The sequence below is a fragment of the Pseudomonas sp. E6002 genome, from assembly GCF_013385565.1.
GTDB lineage: Bacteria > Pseudomonadota > Gammaproteobacteria > Pseudomonadales > Pseudomonadaceae > Aquipseudomonas.
The window spans coordinates 98,333-113,885 of record NZ_JACAPT010000022.1 but is presented as its reverse complement, the minus strand read 5'-3'; the positions used below and the strand labels follow the sequence as shown (position 1 = coordinate 113,885).

Below are 15,553 nucleotides of genomic sequence, written 5' to 3'. Positions count from 1 at the left end.
GATTAATAAGTCGAAAAGCCGCTGGATAGCACGCAATAGTTAACGCATCGGCCCCGGATTACCTATGGATCGACGACTTAATTACCCCATGGAAATCCCCCCGTGTGCATCAAGCCTGCCAGCGCTTTTTGAGTGTTCGTCCATGGGGGGCAATCCGTTCAAATAGCTACCGCCGAGTGCCGGGGGCGACTGATTAAGGTCATTGCCTTAATTTCCCTATCGGTACTCGTTTATGCCAGCACCTCAAGCCTCCACCTCGCTCCTGCCGGGCGGCGAAGGGCGTCACTATGCACAGATCAAAGCCGCCATCCCCGAAAGCCTGGTCAGCGCATCTCCTGCCCTGCGTGCAGCCATCACGCAGGCCAAGCCAGAGATCCCCGCCTGGTATGCGACCACCACCCCGGCACAGAAGGCTGCGCTGCAAAACCTGTTGGAGGCGAGCATCAAGTCTCACACTGCACTGGAGCAAGCGACCGGCAAGGTGCAAGAGGTCAACGCCTTCGCCCGGCCATTGCTTGAAGCCGCGTTGAAGGCCGCCGGGTTTGAGCTGGACGTCAACCAGGTGCATCTGCGCCTCTATGTACCGGTCGAAGGTCTAGCGACAGGCTACCGGACCAAGACTTTGTCCCTGTTGCAAGCGGCCTTGAACAATTTTGAAGCGCGCGAGACCCGCGCCGGGTTCTTCGACAGTGCTTCAGGCTTTATCACCGCTCCCGGCGCCGATGGCCGTTTCGAGCGCCATACCACGACCCTGACGATCGAGACCTTCGCCCGGTTATGCCGCGACCTGGACCTGGGCAGGCTGTACCAGGAACACCTCACCACCTACCTGCTGCCCGTGCAAACCGTGTCCAGGAACCTGCTGCGTGAACGCTTTATCACCCGGCAAAAGGACGCCTTCAGAGCCGCCGCCTACGTGGCGTTGCTCAAAGGTGATATTCGCAGCGACGACTACGCGCTACTGCAGCGCATCGCCAATGGCGAGCGACGCATCAAGCACGAAGGCAAGCAGGTCTGGCACCGCTGGCCCAGTATCATGGAACTGCAAATGCACGGCTGCCTCATGATCGACCCGAGCGTGGAGCATGGGTATGGCACCTGGCTTATCGTCTACATCCCCGACCACCCCGAGCACCCCATCAAGCGCTACAAAACCTTTGCCGACTATGCAGAGGAAACGACCCGTGAGCTGACCGCTTACAGACCCGAGGACTATTGGGACAGCAGGGGTGTTCAGGTCACGGCCCACCAACAGTTTTTCTCACGGTTCATCGGGAAAAAATACCTGGCTTACTACTACGGGCGGTTCACCGAGAAACGCGTCGATGAACCGCAAAGGCGCGTGGCCCTGGGCCCTGATCCAGCGTGGCGACAGTACTACGCTAGAAAATCCCTTACCGAACTCCAGGCGATCAACGCCGTCATAAAGTCCCCGCGACATATCAGCCGCACGCCGCAGGACCAGCCAAACCTGAACCTCAACGCCCACCCGATCAAGGGGCTGTGGATCGACGTCGACCCTTGGGACGAGCTGTACGCCGACATGCGCAAGCGCGCACTCGACGATGGGTTGAGCATGGCGATACCCACCGCTCACACCGACGCGGCTGGCCACGACCGGCGGATGGCGCATCTGATGAACATCGGCCTGTTCACCTTGAACCTGGTGTCGATGTTCATTCCGCCCTTGGGTGCACTGATGGCGGTGGTCACGGCCGGGCAACTGCTGTACGAAGTGCTGGAGGGCGTGGTTGAACTCGGCCAGGGTGACCGCGAGGCCGGCTGGGCGCATATCGCTGACGTGCTGGAAAATCTCGCGCAACTGGCGGTGGGCGGCGCTGCGTTGCATATCAGCCTGTCGCCGTTTATCGAAGGACTCAAGGCCGTCAGGCTGCCGTCGGGCAAGGCCCGCTTGTGGAAGCCGGACCTTGCGCCCTATGCGCAGGACATCCGACTGCCGGCAGGCTCGGTTCCCGACCAGGCGGGACTACATGCCGTCAATGGGCGCCAGGTCGTGTCGGTGGACGGCAATCGCTACGCCGTGACCGCGCAAGACGAACCGGGCGTGTACCGGGTCCAGCACCCCAGCAGGCCCGAGGCGTATGAACCTCAGATCGTCAACAACGGTTCTGGCGCCTGGACCCATGAGGCCGATGAGCCCCTGACGTGGCAAGGTGTTCCGCTGATGCGGCGACTGAGCCATGTAATGGAAGGCCTGAGCGATACGCAGTTGGAGCAGGTGCGCAAGATCAGTGACACCGACGAAAGCGTGCTGCGCCGGCTGTATGTGGAAAGCGAGCCCACTCCGGCCATCACACTCGATACGGCGGTGCGCATGCGGGCTTACGGGCGTGCCGAAAGCTTGAGTGGGCAGATCCTTGCGGGGTCGATGTCGATGGACCTGGGTAGCTACGCCGCGTCGTTGATGGTGGAAATGACCGGCTGGCCGCCCGGCAGGACCATCGAAGTATTTGACGGCCATGGCGCCGGCAGGACGGCTGCCCTGTATGGCCAACCTCATGCGCCCGGGACGGAACTGATCAGCATCAGCCGCATAGACCTGTTCGGCGGCAAGCTGCCGGCGTTGATCGTCGAGAGTTTGCCCGAGGAGCAGCTTAAAAACCTGCTCGGCCAACACATGCCTTACGGGGCCGCGCTGCGTAGCCAGGCGTTGCAGGAACGGCTGGGGATCTATGCCAAACAGTCCCTGCGGCGGGTGTTCGACAGCCTTTACCTCGGGCGGTCATCGCCTGGCAGCGCCGAACTGCAACTGTTCGCGCGCGACTTCAAAAGCCTGCCACCGGTCATGGTCGAGGAACTGCTGGAAGGTGCCAGCCCCTCGCAGCGGGCGAGCCTGGTCAACAATCGCAAGATTCCCCTGGAGCTGGCGCAGCAAGCGCGCCAGAAACTTGGGGAATTGCGCCTGGCCCGGGCGTATGAAGGGCTGTACCTGGATGCGTTGGCCAATGCTGACACTGAAGCCCTGGTGCTCAATACCCTTGAGCACCTTCCCGGTTGGCGGGACAGCCTGCGCATTGAAGTGCACGAAGGCTCGGTGAGCGGGCGCCTGCGTGCCAGCTATGGCCTACCTGGGTCCAGCAACCTCAAACTGCTGGTGCGAGTGGGCGATGGTCAGTATCAGGTGTTTGACACCCAGGGCAACGAGTTACATGGGGTCGATAGCTTGTACGATTCCTTGCAGCACGCACTGCCGGAGGCTCATCGCCAGTCCGTGGGGTTGCCCGAGGTCGGGCAGGGGCCGCAACTTGGAAGGTTGATTCAACAGCACGCCCTGTCCCGTGCCGGCCTGCGCAAGGTGCTGGGCATGCAACCGTTGGGCTCACCCTTTTTCATTTCGCCGCAGCGCTCTTCTCGCGGGCGGATCGGTTATGCCTGGAGTGGTCGTGGTGCGGGCTCCTGGGAGCACAACGTTCGCCAGCGTATCAAAGCCCTCTACCCCACTTTTGACGAAGTGCAGATTGCCCAACTGCGTGCACCTTACACGCCGGCCGACGACACCTGGCTCATCTCTCTGGAGCAGGAGTACGAAATGCTCCGTTCCACCTTGGAGACCTGGGAAGCATCACCGATCCAGGGCTTTGGTGAGGCCAATAGCGCTGAATACCGAGAGCAGCGTGCCATCCGTAAAGAACTGCGCAAGGTGTTGATTCGCGCCTGGAGGCGTAACGGTGAGGTTGATGTGGACAGTTCCGGCAATCCCCTGGGCCAGAAGATCGAAGTGAGCGAGATTGACATACAACCTCAGTTGGCGTCGCTTCCGGCGCTGAGCGCCAACTTTGATCATGTCACTTACCTGGAAATATCCAGTGCGGAACTGACCAATGCCGTCGAGCCTTTCCTGGCTCCCTTTCGCGGCTTGCGCACCCTCAACCTGGAAGACAACCAGCTCACTCGCCTGCCCCTGTTGCTTGAGCATCTGCCCAGGCTTGAGACGTTGATACTGGCGGATAACGAGATTGTGCTGGACGTCGCGGCCGTCAACCGATTGAAGAACCTCACCCGGCTCCAGACACTCGAGCTGGAGTCCAATCCGCTGGGCATGGCGCCGGACATCAGCCGGATGCGCCGGCTGTATCACGTTTCATTGGGCGATACCGGGCAGCGTGGTTGGCCCATTGGGATCTTCGCCAGGCCTCGGCCTCGCGAGTTCAACCTGGACCTGGAAGGTAATGCGCTCGAGGTGCCGATAGTCGAGCCAGGTTCAGCGCAGGCTGCGATTCTTGCGCGCACCCGTGTTACTCGCTCCTTGCTGACGCCCGAAGGCCTTCGCCAGCTCAAGCAGTACATTGAATCTGTAGGTATGGACCCGGAGCGGCAGTTTCCACCCCGAGGGATGCAGGACAGCATCCAATGGAAGTCCGGCCTCACCGACATGCAGTGGAGGGACTTGCAGCCCCTATGGAATGCCTTGGAAGAGTCCAGGGGCGCCGAACCGTTTTTTAACGAAATCCGCAAGTTGAGCGAGTCTGCCGATGCAATGTCGGAAGACTTCGCGCAAGACCTTACGGCCAAGGTCTGGCGAATGTTGCGCGCCATGTACGACGACACCCGGCTGCGTGAGAAGCTTTTCGACATGGCGAGGGCGCCTACCAGCTGCGTTGATGCGGGTGCCCAATTGTTCAATGCCATGGGGATCGAAGTGATGGTGTATGAGGCTTGGACCAACCCTCACCCCGACGTGGTCGAGCAACTGATGTTGACGGTGGCCAAAGGCAGGACCCGGCTCAACAAGCTGGGAGAAATTGCTCGCGCCCGGGTGGCGGCATTGAGTGAGCAAGGCCGCAAGTTCCCCAATGATCGGGACCGGGGAACCGACTCTGCTGGAAACCCCGAACGGGCTATCGACGAAGTGGGGGTCCATCTGGCGTTTTCCACCGGGTTGGCCCAACGGCTTGAGCTGCCCTGGCAATCAGCGGATGTGATGTACCCGGAACCCGACGTCACCCCGCAGATGCTGGACGATGCTTTTGATCGGGTCATGGCATTGGAGGAGGGCGACCTGCTCAGGGATGCGCTCGTCGAGCTGGACTTCTGGGGTGAGTACCTTGAGCGTTCGACCCCCGCGGCCTTTGTCTGGCTGACGCGCAAAAGGGCGGCGCTGGAAGACTTGACGAGTGCCCTGAATGATCTGGCGGCCAATGGTCGATTGCTTGAGTCGCAGAAGATGGCCCTGCGCAATACCCTGCGCAATTCGGCCCTGATGCTGGACAAGTCGGTTGAGGATTTTCCTCCCGGCACGCCCATGCACCAGGACGTCTATGATGCGCTTGCGGTGAAACTGCACGAGGAGCGCAAGGCGATTCTCCAGAGGCTCACTGACGAGGCTCTGGAAATCGCGCTTCAGAACAGAAAGTAACGCTGCGCCATCGGCAGCACATCCGCCGGTTCACACCACAGCAACACACCGTCGGCCTTGACCTGGTAGGTCTGCGGGTCAACCTCGATATCCGGCAGGTAATCGTTGTGGATCAAGTCGGTTTTCTGCACCGCGCGGCAACCCTTGACCACGGCGATCTGCTTCTTCAACCCCAACTGCTCCGGCAGGCCTGCCGCCAACGCCGCCTGGCTGATAAAGGTCAGGCTGGTGGCGTGCAGCGAGCTGCCGAAGCTGGCGAACATCGGGCGGTAGTGCACCGGTTGCGGCGTCGGGATCGAGGCGTTGGCGTCGCCCATCAGGCTTGAGGCAATCGCGCCGCCCTTGAGAATCAGCGTCGGCTTGATCCCGAAAAACGCCGGGCGCCACAGCACCAGGTCGGCCCACTTGCCCACTTCAATCGAGCCCACTTCGTGGCTGATGCCGTGGGTAATCGCCGGGTTGATGGTGTACTTGGCGATGTAGCGTTTGGCGCGGAAGTTGTCATTGCCTTCGCCGTCGCCAGGCAATCGCCCGCGCTGTTTTTTCATCTTGTCGGCGGTCTGCCAGGTGCGTGTGATTACCTCGCCGACCCGGCCCATGGCCTGGCTGTCGGAGCTGATCATCGAGAACGCGCCGAGGTCGTGAAGGATGTCTTCGGCGGCAATCGTTTCACGGCGGATGCGGCTTTCGGCAAAGGCCACGTCTTCGGCAATGCTCGGGTCCAGGTGATGGCAGACCATCAACATGTCCAGGTGTTCGTCGATGGTGTTGCGGGTGAACGGCCGGGTTGGGTTGGTGGAGCTGGGCAGCACGTTGGGGAAGCCGCAGGCCTTGATGATGTCGGGCGCGTGACCGCCACCGGCACCTTCGGTGTGGTAGGTGTGGATGGTGCGGCCCTTGAAGGCGGCGAGGGTGGTTTCGACAAAGCCGGATTCGTTGAGGGTGTCGCTGTGGATCGCCACCTGCACGTCGTACTCGTCGGCGACGCTCAGGCAGTTGTCGATGCTCGCCGGCGTGGTGCCCCAGTCCTCGTGCAGCTTCAAGCCAATGGCACCGGCCTTCACTTGTTCGATCAACGGCTCCGGCAGGCTGGCGTTGCCCTTGCCGGTGAAGCCGATGTTCATCGGGAACGAGTCGGAGGCCTGGAGCATGCGCGCCAGGTGCCATGGGCCGGAGGTGCAGGTGGTGGCGTTGGTGCCGGTGGCCGGCCCGGTGCCGCCGCCGATCATGGTGGTGACGCCGCTGGTCAGTGCTTCTTCGATTTGCTGCGGGCAAATGAAGTGGATGTGGGTATCGATGCCGCCGGCGGTGAGGATCATGCCCTCACCGGCAATCACTTCGGTGCTGGCGCCGACACAGATGGTCACGCCGGGCTGGATGTCCGGGTTGCCGGCCTTGCCGATGGCGGCGATGCGGCCGTTTTTCAGGCCGACGTCAGCCTTGACGATGCCCCAGTGGTCGATGATCAGCGCGTTGGTGATCAGGGTGTCGACCACCTCATGGGCGAGCAGTTGGCTCTGGCCCTGGCCATCACGGATCACCTTGCCGCCGCCGAACTTCACTTCTTCGCCGTAGACGGTGAAGTCCTGTTCGACTTCGACGAACAGCTCGGTGTCGGCCAGGCGGACCTTGTCACCAACGGTGGGGCCGTACATGTCGGCGTAGGCTTGTCTGGAAATCTTCATGTGTTTAGTTCCTGATCGTTCCCACGCTCTGCGTGGGAATGTCGCCCTGGACGCTCTGCGTCCGCTCTTGAAGGTCGTGACGCGGAGCGTCACAGGATGCATGCCCACGCAGAGCGTGGGAACGATCATTAATCCAGGTCGCCCATGATGCGCCCGGCAAACCCGAACACCCGGCGTTTGCCACTCAGCTCAACCAGTTCCACTTCACGACTCTGCCCCGGCTCAAAGCGCACGGCGGTGCCGGCCGGGATGTTCAGGCGCATGCCACGGCTGGCAGCACGGTCGAACGTCAGTGCGTCGTTGGTCTCGAAAAAGTGATAGTGGGAACCAACCTGGATCGGCCGGTCGCCGCTGTTGGCTACGCTCAGGGTGGCGGTGCGCCGGCCCACGTTGAGTTCGATGTCGCCAGGCTGGATCTGAAATTCGCCAGGAATCATGCAGGTTGCCCCAGGGTCTTGAAGTAGATGGCGGTCGGGGTGTAGCGCCCGTCCGGGCTTTGGCAGTAGTCGGGCAATTCACCGATCTTGGTATAACGCAGCGACTGGTAGAAGGCTTCGGCGCCGGAGCCGGCTTCGGTGTCCAGGTACAGCAGCCCGCGTTTGTACTGGCGGGCGCTCAGTTCCAAAGCGCTCATCAGTTGCTGGCCGAGGCCACGGCGCCGGGCCTCGCTGTGCACCAGCAGCTTCTGCACTTCGGCGCGGTTCAGGCCGTTGGCTTTCATGCACAGCGCCAATTGCACGCTGGCGATGACGTGTTCATCACGCACCACCACCCACAGCAGCAGGCTGCCATCGGTGAGGCTGGCCTGCACGCCGTTGAGATAAGCGCTGGCCTGGGTTTCATCGAAGTCGGCCATGAACCCCACCGATGCGCCGTGCTTCACGGCGTCCAGCAACAGCTCAATCAAACCCGGGCGGTAATGGGCAAAACTTTCGGCATTGACTCGACGCAGTTGGGCGTTCATCGGTGTCACTCCTTGGGCGGCACAGCGCCTGGGTTGAGCGTCAGTTGCATGAAGGTCAGGTCCAGCCAGCGGCCGAACTTGGTGCCGACCTGGGGCATCTGCCCGGTGGTGATGAAACCCAGGCGCTCATGCAGGCGGATCGAGGCCTGGTTGCCGCTTTCGATGGCGGCGACCATCACGTGTTTGTCGCAGGTTTTCGCCCGCTCGATCAGCACCTGCATCAACTGTGGGCCGAGGCCTTTGCCGCGCTGGTCGTTGCGCACGTACACCGAGTGTTCGACGGTGTGGCGAAAGCCCTCAAAGGGCCGCCAGTCACCGAACGAGGCATAGCCGATGACCTGCTCGTCTTCGACGGCCACCAGGACCGGATAAAACTGCGACTGACGAGCGCTGAACCAGGCCTGGCGGTTGCCCAGGTCTACCGGTTGTTCGTTCCAGATCGCCGTGGTGTTGAGCACCGCGTCGTTGTAGATATCGCGAATCCCTGGCAAATCGGCGTGCACCGCATCACGAATCAAAAAGGACATGGTCGGGCCTCAGGCGATGGGTTGGTGGACGGTGACCAGCTTGGTGCCGTCGGGGAAGGTGGCTTCCACCTGGATGTCCGGGATCATTTCCGGGATGCCTTCCATCACCTGTTCGCGGGTGAGCAGGGTGGTGCCGAAGTGCATCAGCTCGGCCACGGTGCGGCCATCGCGGGCGCCTTCCATCAACGCGGCGGAGATGTAGGCGATGGTTTCCGGGTAGTTGAGCTTCACACCGCGCGCCAACCGTCGCTCGGCTACCAGGCCGGCGGTGAAGATCAGCAGTTTGTCTTTTTCCCGTGGGGTCAGGTCCATCGTTCAAGGTCCACTATGAAATACATTCGTAAAAACACCGGAGATCCAATGTGGGAGCGGGCTTGCTCGCGAATGCGGTGTGTCAGTGAATGCATCTTTGCCTGACCCACTGCATTCGCGAGCAAGCCCGCTCCCACATTTTTAATCTTCATGTGCTCCAGATTCTCGGTGATACAGCCTCGCGGCCCAGCACGGCCGGGCGCAGCAGGCGCCACAGTGCGATCAGCCAAGCTCGCGCCAGCAGCGCTTCACTGGCCAGGCAGCGGGCCGCCAGCAGGCCGGGCAATTGGGTCAGGTCGCCGCGTACCGGGTGGGGCAGGGAGCGACATTGTTCGAGCAGTTCAGGGTCGATTTCGCCGGTCACCAGCAAGGTCGCAAACACCGGTTGCCCGTCCAGCCCGATGGGTGAGTCGAGCAAACCGTCGGCGCCCACAATGCGCTGGCGCTCATGCCAAATCAACTGGCCGTCGCGGCGGATATCCAGGTGCGACTGGAAGTGCCCGAGGTCGAAACGCTCGCCGCTGGCGGGGCGCCCGAGGGCGACCACGTCCCAGTAAAACAGCCGGGCATCGCCTTGCAGGTCGATGCGGGTGGTGAGTTCGGCCTGGGCGGCGCTGAACACGATGGTCTCCTGCGGCAGCCATTCCAGCGTCGCGCCCGCCTCAACCGTCAGCTCCAGTTTCTGATACGCCGGCCCGCCGGCGCGGTACCACTTGGCCGCGCCGGGGCTGGTCAGTTGCGCCCACGCACCTTCGGCGACATGGGCGCTGATATCGAGACGATCACCGCCGGCAATCCCGCCCGGCGGGTGCACGATGATGTGCTGGCACACCTCGGGGCCTTCGGCGTACAGATGCTTTTGCACCCGCAGTGGGCCGAGGTGGCGGCGCATCACTGGGCGCGTGGTGTCGCCGAAACGCGCGTAGCCGAGTTCCAGCTCGGCGTGCCAGCTGGGGGTGAACAGCGCGGTGGGGGCAGGTAGGGTCATGGTCAGTGCTTATCGTTAGGACGCTACAGATTAGATCGTAACGAGCCCGCGCACACCCTCGCTTTCCATATTTTCTCCACGCCCCTGCTGGACGATTTCGCCCCGGGACATCACCAGGTACTGGTCGGCCAGTTCCGCGGCAAAATCATAGAACTGCTCCACCAGCAGAATCGCCATGTCGCCGCGTGCCGCGAGCTTCTTGATCACCGCGCCGATCTCCTTGATCACCGACGGCTGGATGCCTTCGGTGGGTTCATCGAGGATCAGCAGGCGCGGGCGGCTGGCCAGGGCCCGGCCGATAGCCAGCTGCTGTTGCTGGCCGCCGGACAAGTCACCACCCCGGCGTTGCTTCATTTGCAGCAGCACCGGGAACAGCTCGTAGATGAAGGCGGGCACTTCCTTGGCTTCGGAGCCGGGGAAGCGTGACAGGCCCATCAGCAGGTTTTCTTCCACTGTCAGGCGGCCAAAAATCTCCCGGCCCTGGGGCACGTAAGCGATACCGGCGTGCACCCGCTGGTGCGGCTTGAAGCCGGTAATGGCGCGGCCTTCCCAGTTCACCGCACCTTCCTTGGCCGGCAGCAAACCCATCAGGCACTTGAGCAAGGTGGTCTTGCCCACGCCGTTGCGGCCCAGCAGGCAGGTGACTTCGCCGACTTTTACCTCAAAGGAAAGCCCGCGCAGGATGTGGCTACCGCCGTAGTACTGGTGCAGCTTGTCGACTTGCAGCATGTTCAGTTCCCCTTAATGATCGTTCCCACGCTCTGCGTGGGAATGCCGCAATGGACGCTCCGCGTCCGCCGTGTGACGCAGAGCGTCACCGGATGCATTCCCACGCGGAGCGTGGGAACGATCAGGTTCAGCGGCCGAGGTAAACCTCGATCACCCGCTCATTTTCCTGCACCTGTTCCAGCGACCCTTCGGCCAGCACGCTGCCCTGGTGCAACACCGTCACGTGGTCGGCAATCGAGCCGACAAAGCCCATGTCGTGTTCCACCACCATCAGCGAATGCTTGCCCGCCAGGCGCTTGAACAGCTCGGCGGTGAACTCGGTTTCGGCATCGGTCATGCCCGCCACCGGTTCATCCAGCAGCAACAGTTGCGGGTCCTGCATCAGCAACATGCCGATTTCCAGGAACTGTTTCTGGCCGTGGGACAGCAAGCCGGCCGGGCGATTGACTGAAGCGGTGAGTCGGATGGTGTCGAGCACTTCGCTGATGCGGTCTTTCTGCTCACCACTCAAGCGCGCCCGCAGGCTGGCCCACACCGATTTGTCGGTCTTCTGCGCCAGCTCCAGGTTTTCAAACACGCTGAGGGCTTCGAATACCGTGGGCTTCTGGAACTTGCGACCGATGCCGGCCTGGGCGATCTGCACTTCGCTCATGCTCGTCAGGTCGAGGGTTTCGCCGAACCAGGCCTTGCCGTGGCTGGGCCGGGTCTTGCCGGTGATCACGTCCATCAGCGTGGTCTTGCCCGCGCCGTTGGGGCCGATGATGCAGCGCAATTCGCCGACGCCGATGTACAGGTTCAAGTCGTTCAACGCCTTGAAGCCGTCGAAGCTGACGCTGATGTCTTCCAGGGTCAGGATCGTGCCGTGGCGGGTGTTCAGGCCTTTGCCGGCAGCCTGACCGAGGCCAATGGCATCGCGGGCGCTGCCTTGGTCTTTGTTCGGTTCAAGAATGGGCTCGAGCATGAATTCCGCCGTCGCTGTAATTCTCATTGGTCGCCCCTTTTCTTCAGCAGGCCAATCACACCCTTGGGCAAGTACAGGGTGACGATGATGAACAGCGCACCGAGGAAGAACAGCCAATACTCAGGAAACGCCACGGTGAACCAGCTCTTCATGCCGTTGACCACACCGGCGCCCAGCAGCGGGCCGATCAAGGTTCCACGCCCGCCGAGGGCCACCCACACAGCGGCCTCGATGGAGTTGGTCGGCGACATTTCGCTGGGGTTGATGATGCCCACTTGCGGCACATACAACGCGCCCGCCAAACCACACAGCACCGCGCTCAACACCCATACGAACAGCTTGAAGCCACGCGGGTCGTAGCCGCAGAACATCAGGCGATTTTCCGCATCCCGCAGCGCTGTCAGTACCCGGCCGAACTTGCTCTGGGCCAGGCGCCAGCCGATGAACAGGCTCGCCACCAACAACACCACGGTGGCCACAAACAGCGCCGCTCGCGTGCCCGGCTCGGTGATGCCAAACCCGAGGATGCTACGGAAATTGGTAAAGCCGTTATTGCCGCCGAACCCGGTCTCGTTGCGGAAGAACAACAGCATCCCGGCGAAGGTCAGGGCCTGGGTCATGATCGAGAAGTACACGCCCTTGATCCGTGAGCGGAAGGCGAAGAACCCGAACACCAGTGCCAGCAATCCCGGCGCCAACACCACCAGGCACATTGCCCAGAGGAAGTGGCTGGTGCCGGTCCAGTACCACGGCAACTCGGTCCACGACAAAAAGGTCATGAACGCCGGCAGCTCATCGCCGGACGCCTGGCGCATCAGGTACATGCCCATGGCATAACCGCCCAGCGCAAAGAACAGGCCGTGGCCGAGGGACAACATCCCGGCATAACCCCACACCAGGTCCAGCGCCAGGGCGACGATGGCGTAGCACAGAATCTTGCCCACCAACGTCAGGGTATAGGCGGAAACGTGCAGCGGATTTTCCGGTGACAACAGCGAGAACAACGGCAGCGCCAGCAGCAGGATCAGCACCACTGCACCGACCGCGACAGTCACCTTGGGGCCGGCCTTTTGCGCGGCCGTAAGCATCAATGGCTGGTTCATCAGTCGATCACCCGTCCTTTTAGTGCGAAGAGTCCTTGCGGGCGTTTCTGGATGAACAGAATGATCAGCGCGAGGATCAGGATCTTGCCGAGCACGGCACCGATCTGCGGCTCAAGAATCTTGTTGGCTATCCCCAGGCCGAAGGCGGCCATGACGCTACCGGCCAACTGGCCGACGCCGCCGAGCACCACCACCAGGAACGAGTCGATGATGTAGCTCTGGCCGAGGTCCGGGCCGACGTTGCCGATCTGGCTCAGGGCCACGCCACCGAGGCCCGCTATGCCGGAGCCGAGGCCAAAGGCGAGCATGTCCACGCGTCCGGTGGGCACGCCGCAGCAGGCGGCCATGTTGCGGTTCTGGGTGACGGCGCGCACGTTGAGGCCCAGGCGCGTCTTGTTCAGCAGCAGCCAAGTCAGCACCACCACGAACAGCGCGAAGGCGATGATCACGATGCGGTTGTACGGCAGCACCAGGTTGGGCAGCACCTGGATTCCCCCGGACAGCCACTCGGGGTTGGCCACTTCAACGTTCTGCGCACCGAACACCAGGCGCACCAGTTGGATCAGCATCAGGCTGATGCCCCAGGTGGCGAGCAGGGTTTCCAGCGGGCGGCCGTAGAGGTGACGAATCACCGTGCGCTCCAGGGCCATGCCGATGGCGGCGGTGACAAAAAACGCCACCGGCAGCGCGATCAGCGGGTAGAACTCGATGGCCTGGGGCACGTAGCGCTGCATCAGCAACTGCACCACATAGGTGGAGTAGGCGCCGAGCATCAGCATCTCGCCGTGGGCCATGTTGATCACCCCGAGCAGGCCGAAGGTGATCGCCAGGCCGAGCGCCGCCAGCAACAGGATCGAGCCCAGGGACATGCCGCTGAAGGCCTGGCCGAGAATCTCGCCCACCATCAGTTTGCGTTTGACCTGGGCCAGGCTGGTCTCGGCGGCGGTGTGCACCGTGGCGTCGGCTTCGACGCCGGGAGCGAGCAGGGCTTCCAGGCGAGTGCGGGCCAGCGGGTCGCCGGTGCCGCCGAGCAAGCGCACGGCGGCCAGGCGCACGGCCGGGTCGGGGTCTACCAGTTGCAGGTTGGCCAGGGCGAGACTGAGGGCTGTATGTACGTCATCATTGGTTTCGCCGGCGAGTTGCTGGTCGAGGAATTTCAGCTGCGCAGGTTGTGCACTTTTTTGCAGAGTCTGGGCGGCGGCAAGGCGCACCTTGGGGTCGGCAGCGAGCAATTCCTGGCTGGCTTGCACGTTGTCGATCAGGCCGCGCAGGCGGTTGTTCAGGCGTACGGTCTTGGTTTCCCCGTTGACGCTGATCTGGCCTTGTTGCAGGGCGTCCACCAGCTCGATGCGCGCCGGGTCGGGCTGGGCGGCCCAGTCCTGGAGCAGCTTGGCTTGTTGCATCGGGTTGGCGTTGATGAAGTCTTCGGCGTCGCTGGCGTGTGCGGCGAGGGGCAGCAACAGCAGGGCGGCGAGGATGAAGCGGTATAGGGCAGTGGGCATACAAAATGTCCTGATCATGCACGGACAATGTGGGAGCGGGCTTGCTCGCGAAAGCGCTGGCTCAGTTTCGGATGCGTCGACTGACACACCGCTTTCGCGAGCAAGCCCGCTCCCACATTTAGACCGAGTCGGTCTTAGTTGCTCTTGACGGCGTAATCCGGCTTCTTGTCATTGCCAGGGATATACGGGCTCCACGGCTGGGCACGAATCGGCTCCTGGGTCTGCCACACCACCGAGAACTGCCCGTCAGACTGGATCTCGCCGATCATCACCGGCTTGTGCAGGTGGTGGTTGGTCTTGTCCATGGTCAGGGTGAAGCCGGACGGCGCGGCAAAGGTCTGCCCGGCCATGGCTTCACGCACTTTGTCGACGTCGGTGGACTTGGCTTTCTCCACCGCCTGCGCCCACATGTGGATGCCCACGTAGGTGGCTTCCATCGGGTCGTTGGTCACGGCTTTGTCCGCGCCCGGCAGGTTGTGGGCCTTGGCGTAGGCTTTCCAGTCTGCGACGAATTTCTTGTTCACCGGGTTCTCCACCGACTGGAAGTAGTTCCAGGCGGCGAGGTTGCCCACCAGCGGCTTGGTGTCGATGCCGCGCAGTTCTTCTTCACCCACGGAGAAGGCGACGACCGGTACGTCGGTAGCCTTCAGGCCCTGGTTGGCCAGCTCTTTGTAGAACGGCACGTTGGAGTCGCCGTTCACGGTGGAGATCACTGCGGTCTTGCCACCGGCCGAGAATTTTTTGATGTTGGCCACGATGGTCTGGTAATCGCTGTGGCCGAACGGGGTGTAGACCTCTTCGATGTCTTTATCCGCTACGCCTTTGGAGTGCAGGAACGAACGCAGAATCTTGTTGGTGGTGCGCGGGTACACGTAGTCGGTGCCCAGCAGGAAGAAGCGCTTGGCGCCGCCGCCTTCTTCGCTCATCAGGTATTCCACCGCCGGGATCGCCTGCTGGTTCGGCGCCGCACCGGTATAGAACACGTTCGGCGACATCTCTTCGCCTTCGTATTGCACCGGGTAGAACAGCAGGCCATTGAGTTCTTCGAACACCGGCAATACCGATTTGCGCGACACCGAGGTCCAGCAACCGAACACCACGGCGACCTTGTCCTGGGTCAGCAACTGGCGGCCCTTTTCAGCGAACAGCGGCCAGTTGGAAGCCGGGTCCACCACTACCGGTTCAAGCATCTTGCCGTTCACGCCGCCCTTGGCGTTGATCTCGTCGATGGTCATCAGCGCCATGTCTTTGAGCGAGGTCTCGGAGATCGCCATGGTCCCGGACAGCGAGTGCAGGATGCCGACCTTGATGGTCTCGGCGGCCTGTACCGTCCAGGTCATGCCCATCGCGGCGATGGATGCCGACAGTGTGAAAGCCTTGATCAAGCTGCGACGCTTCATTGTGC

The 15,553-nt window shown here is 62.2% G+C and carries 12 protein-coding genes; 1 reads left to right on the top strand and 11 read right to left on the bottom strand.

Annotated features, from left to right (window positions below):
- Nucleotides 1–232 precede the first annotated feature (232 nt).
- Nucleotides 233–5,377 carry a dermonecrotic toxin domain-containing protein gene (locus tag HX815_RS17575; protein ID WP_177028638.1) on the top strand — a complete coding sequence of 1,715 codons (5,145 nt, stop codon included), beginning with the start codon at nt 233–235 and terminating at the stop codon, nt 5,375–5,377.
- Here HX815_RS17575 and ureC read toward each other — a convergent pair.
- The 11 genes from ureC to urtA all read right to left on the bottom strand — a co-directional run bounded on the left by ureC (nt 5,362) and on the right by urtA (nt 15,548).
- Nucleotides 5,362–7,062, bottom strand: coding sequence for an urease subunit alpha (gene ureC, locus HX815_RS17570; RefSeq protein ID WP_003217391.1), 1,701 nt, complete (start codon nt 7,060–7,062; stop codon nt 5,362–5,364). The two genes, HX815_RS17575 and ureC, sit on opposite strands and share 16 nt — an antisense overlap.
- A gap of 128 nt (nt 7,063–7,190) precedes the next feature.
- Complete coding sequence (locus HX815_RS17565; protein ID WP_003217389.1) at nt 7,191–7,499, bottom strand: urease subunit beta; 309 nt, start codon at nt 7,497–7,499, stop codon at nt 7,191–7,193.
- Nucleotides 7,496–8,026, bottom strand: coding sequence for an N-acetyltransferase (locus HX815_RS17560; RefSeq protein WP_008439064.1), 531 nt, complete (start codon nt 8,024–8,026; stop codon nt 7,496–7,498). Before HX815_RS17560 ends, HX815_RS17565 begins: the two co-directional genes overlap by 4 nt.
- A gap of 5 nt (nt 8,027–8,031) precedes the next feature.
- The gene (locus HX815_RS17555) at nt 8,032–8,553 is read right to left on the bottom strand and encodes a GNAT family N-acetyltransferase (RefSeq protein ID WP_003217385.1); all 522 of its coding nucleotides are present in this window, start codon (nt 8,551–8,553) and stop codon (nt 8,032–8,034) included.
- Between the two features lie 9 nt (nt 8,554–8,562).
- Nucleotides 8,563–8,865 carry an urease subunit gamma gene (gene ureA, locus HX815_RS17550; protein WP_003217383.1) on the bottom strand — a complete coding sequence of 101 codons (303 nt, stop codon included), beginning with the start codon at nt 8,863–8,865 and terminating at the stop codon, nt 8,563–8,565.
- Between the two features lie 148 nt (nt 8,866–9,013).
- On the bottom strand, nt 9,014–9,853 hold the full coding sequence (locus HX815_RS17545) for an urease accessory protein UreD (RefSeq protein ID WP_177028637.1): 840 nt from the start codon (nt 9,851–9,853) through the stop codon (nt 9,014–9,016).
- A gap of 30 nt (nt 9,854–9,883) precedes the next feature.
- A complete protein-coding gene (gene urtE / locus HX815_RS17540; protein ID WP_003217380.1) occupies nt 9,884–10,582 on the bottom strand; it encodes an urea ABC transporter ATP-binding subunit UrtE in 699 nt (232 codons plus the stop codon).
- A gap of 127 nt (nt 10,583–10,709) precedes the next feature.
- Nucleotides 10,710–11,570, bottom strand: coding sequence for an urea ABC transporter ATP-binding protein UrtD (gene urtD / locus HX815_RS17535; protein ID WP_003217378.1), 861 nt, complete (start codon nt 11,568–11,570; stop codon nt 10,710–10,712).
- The gene (gene urtC / locus HX815_RS17530; RefSeq protein WP_008439056.1) at nt 11,567–12,646 is read right to left on the bottom strand and encodes an urea ABC transporter permease subunit UrtC; all 1,080 of its coding nucleotides are present in this window, start codon (nt 12,644–12,646) and stop codon (nt 11,567–11,569) included. Before urtC ends, urtD begins: the two co-directional genes overlap by 4 nt.
- Complete coding sequence (gene urtB / locus HX815_RS17525) at nt 12,646–14,148, bottom strand: urea ABC transporter permease subunit UrtB (RefSeq protein WP_003217374.1); 1,503 nt, start codon at nt 14,146–14,148, stop codon at nt 12,646–12,648. The genes urtC and urtB overlap by 1 nt, the downstream gene beginning before the upstream one ends.
- 134 nt (nt 14,149–14,282) lie before the next feature.
- Nucleotides 14,283–15,548, bottom strand: coding sequence for an urea ABC transporter substrate-binding protein (gene urtA, locus HX815_RS17520; RefSeq protein WP_003217372.1), 1,266 nt, complete (start codon nt 15,546–15,548; stop codon nt 14,283–14,285).
- Nucleotides 15,549–15,553 lie beyond the last annotated feature (5 nt).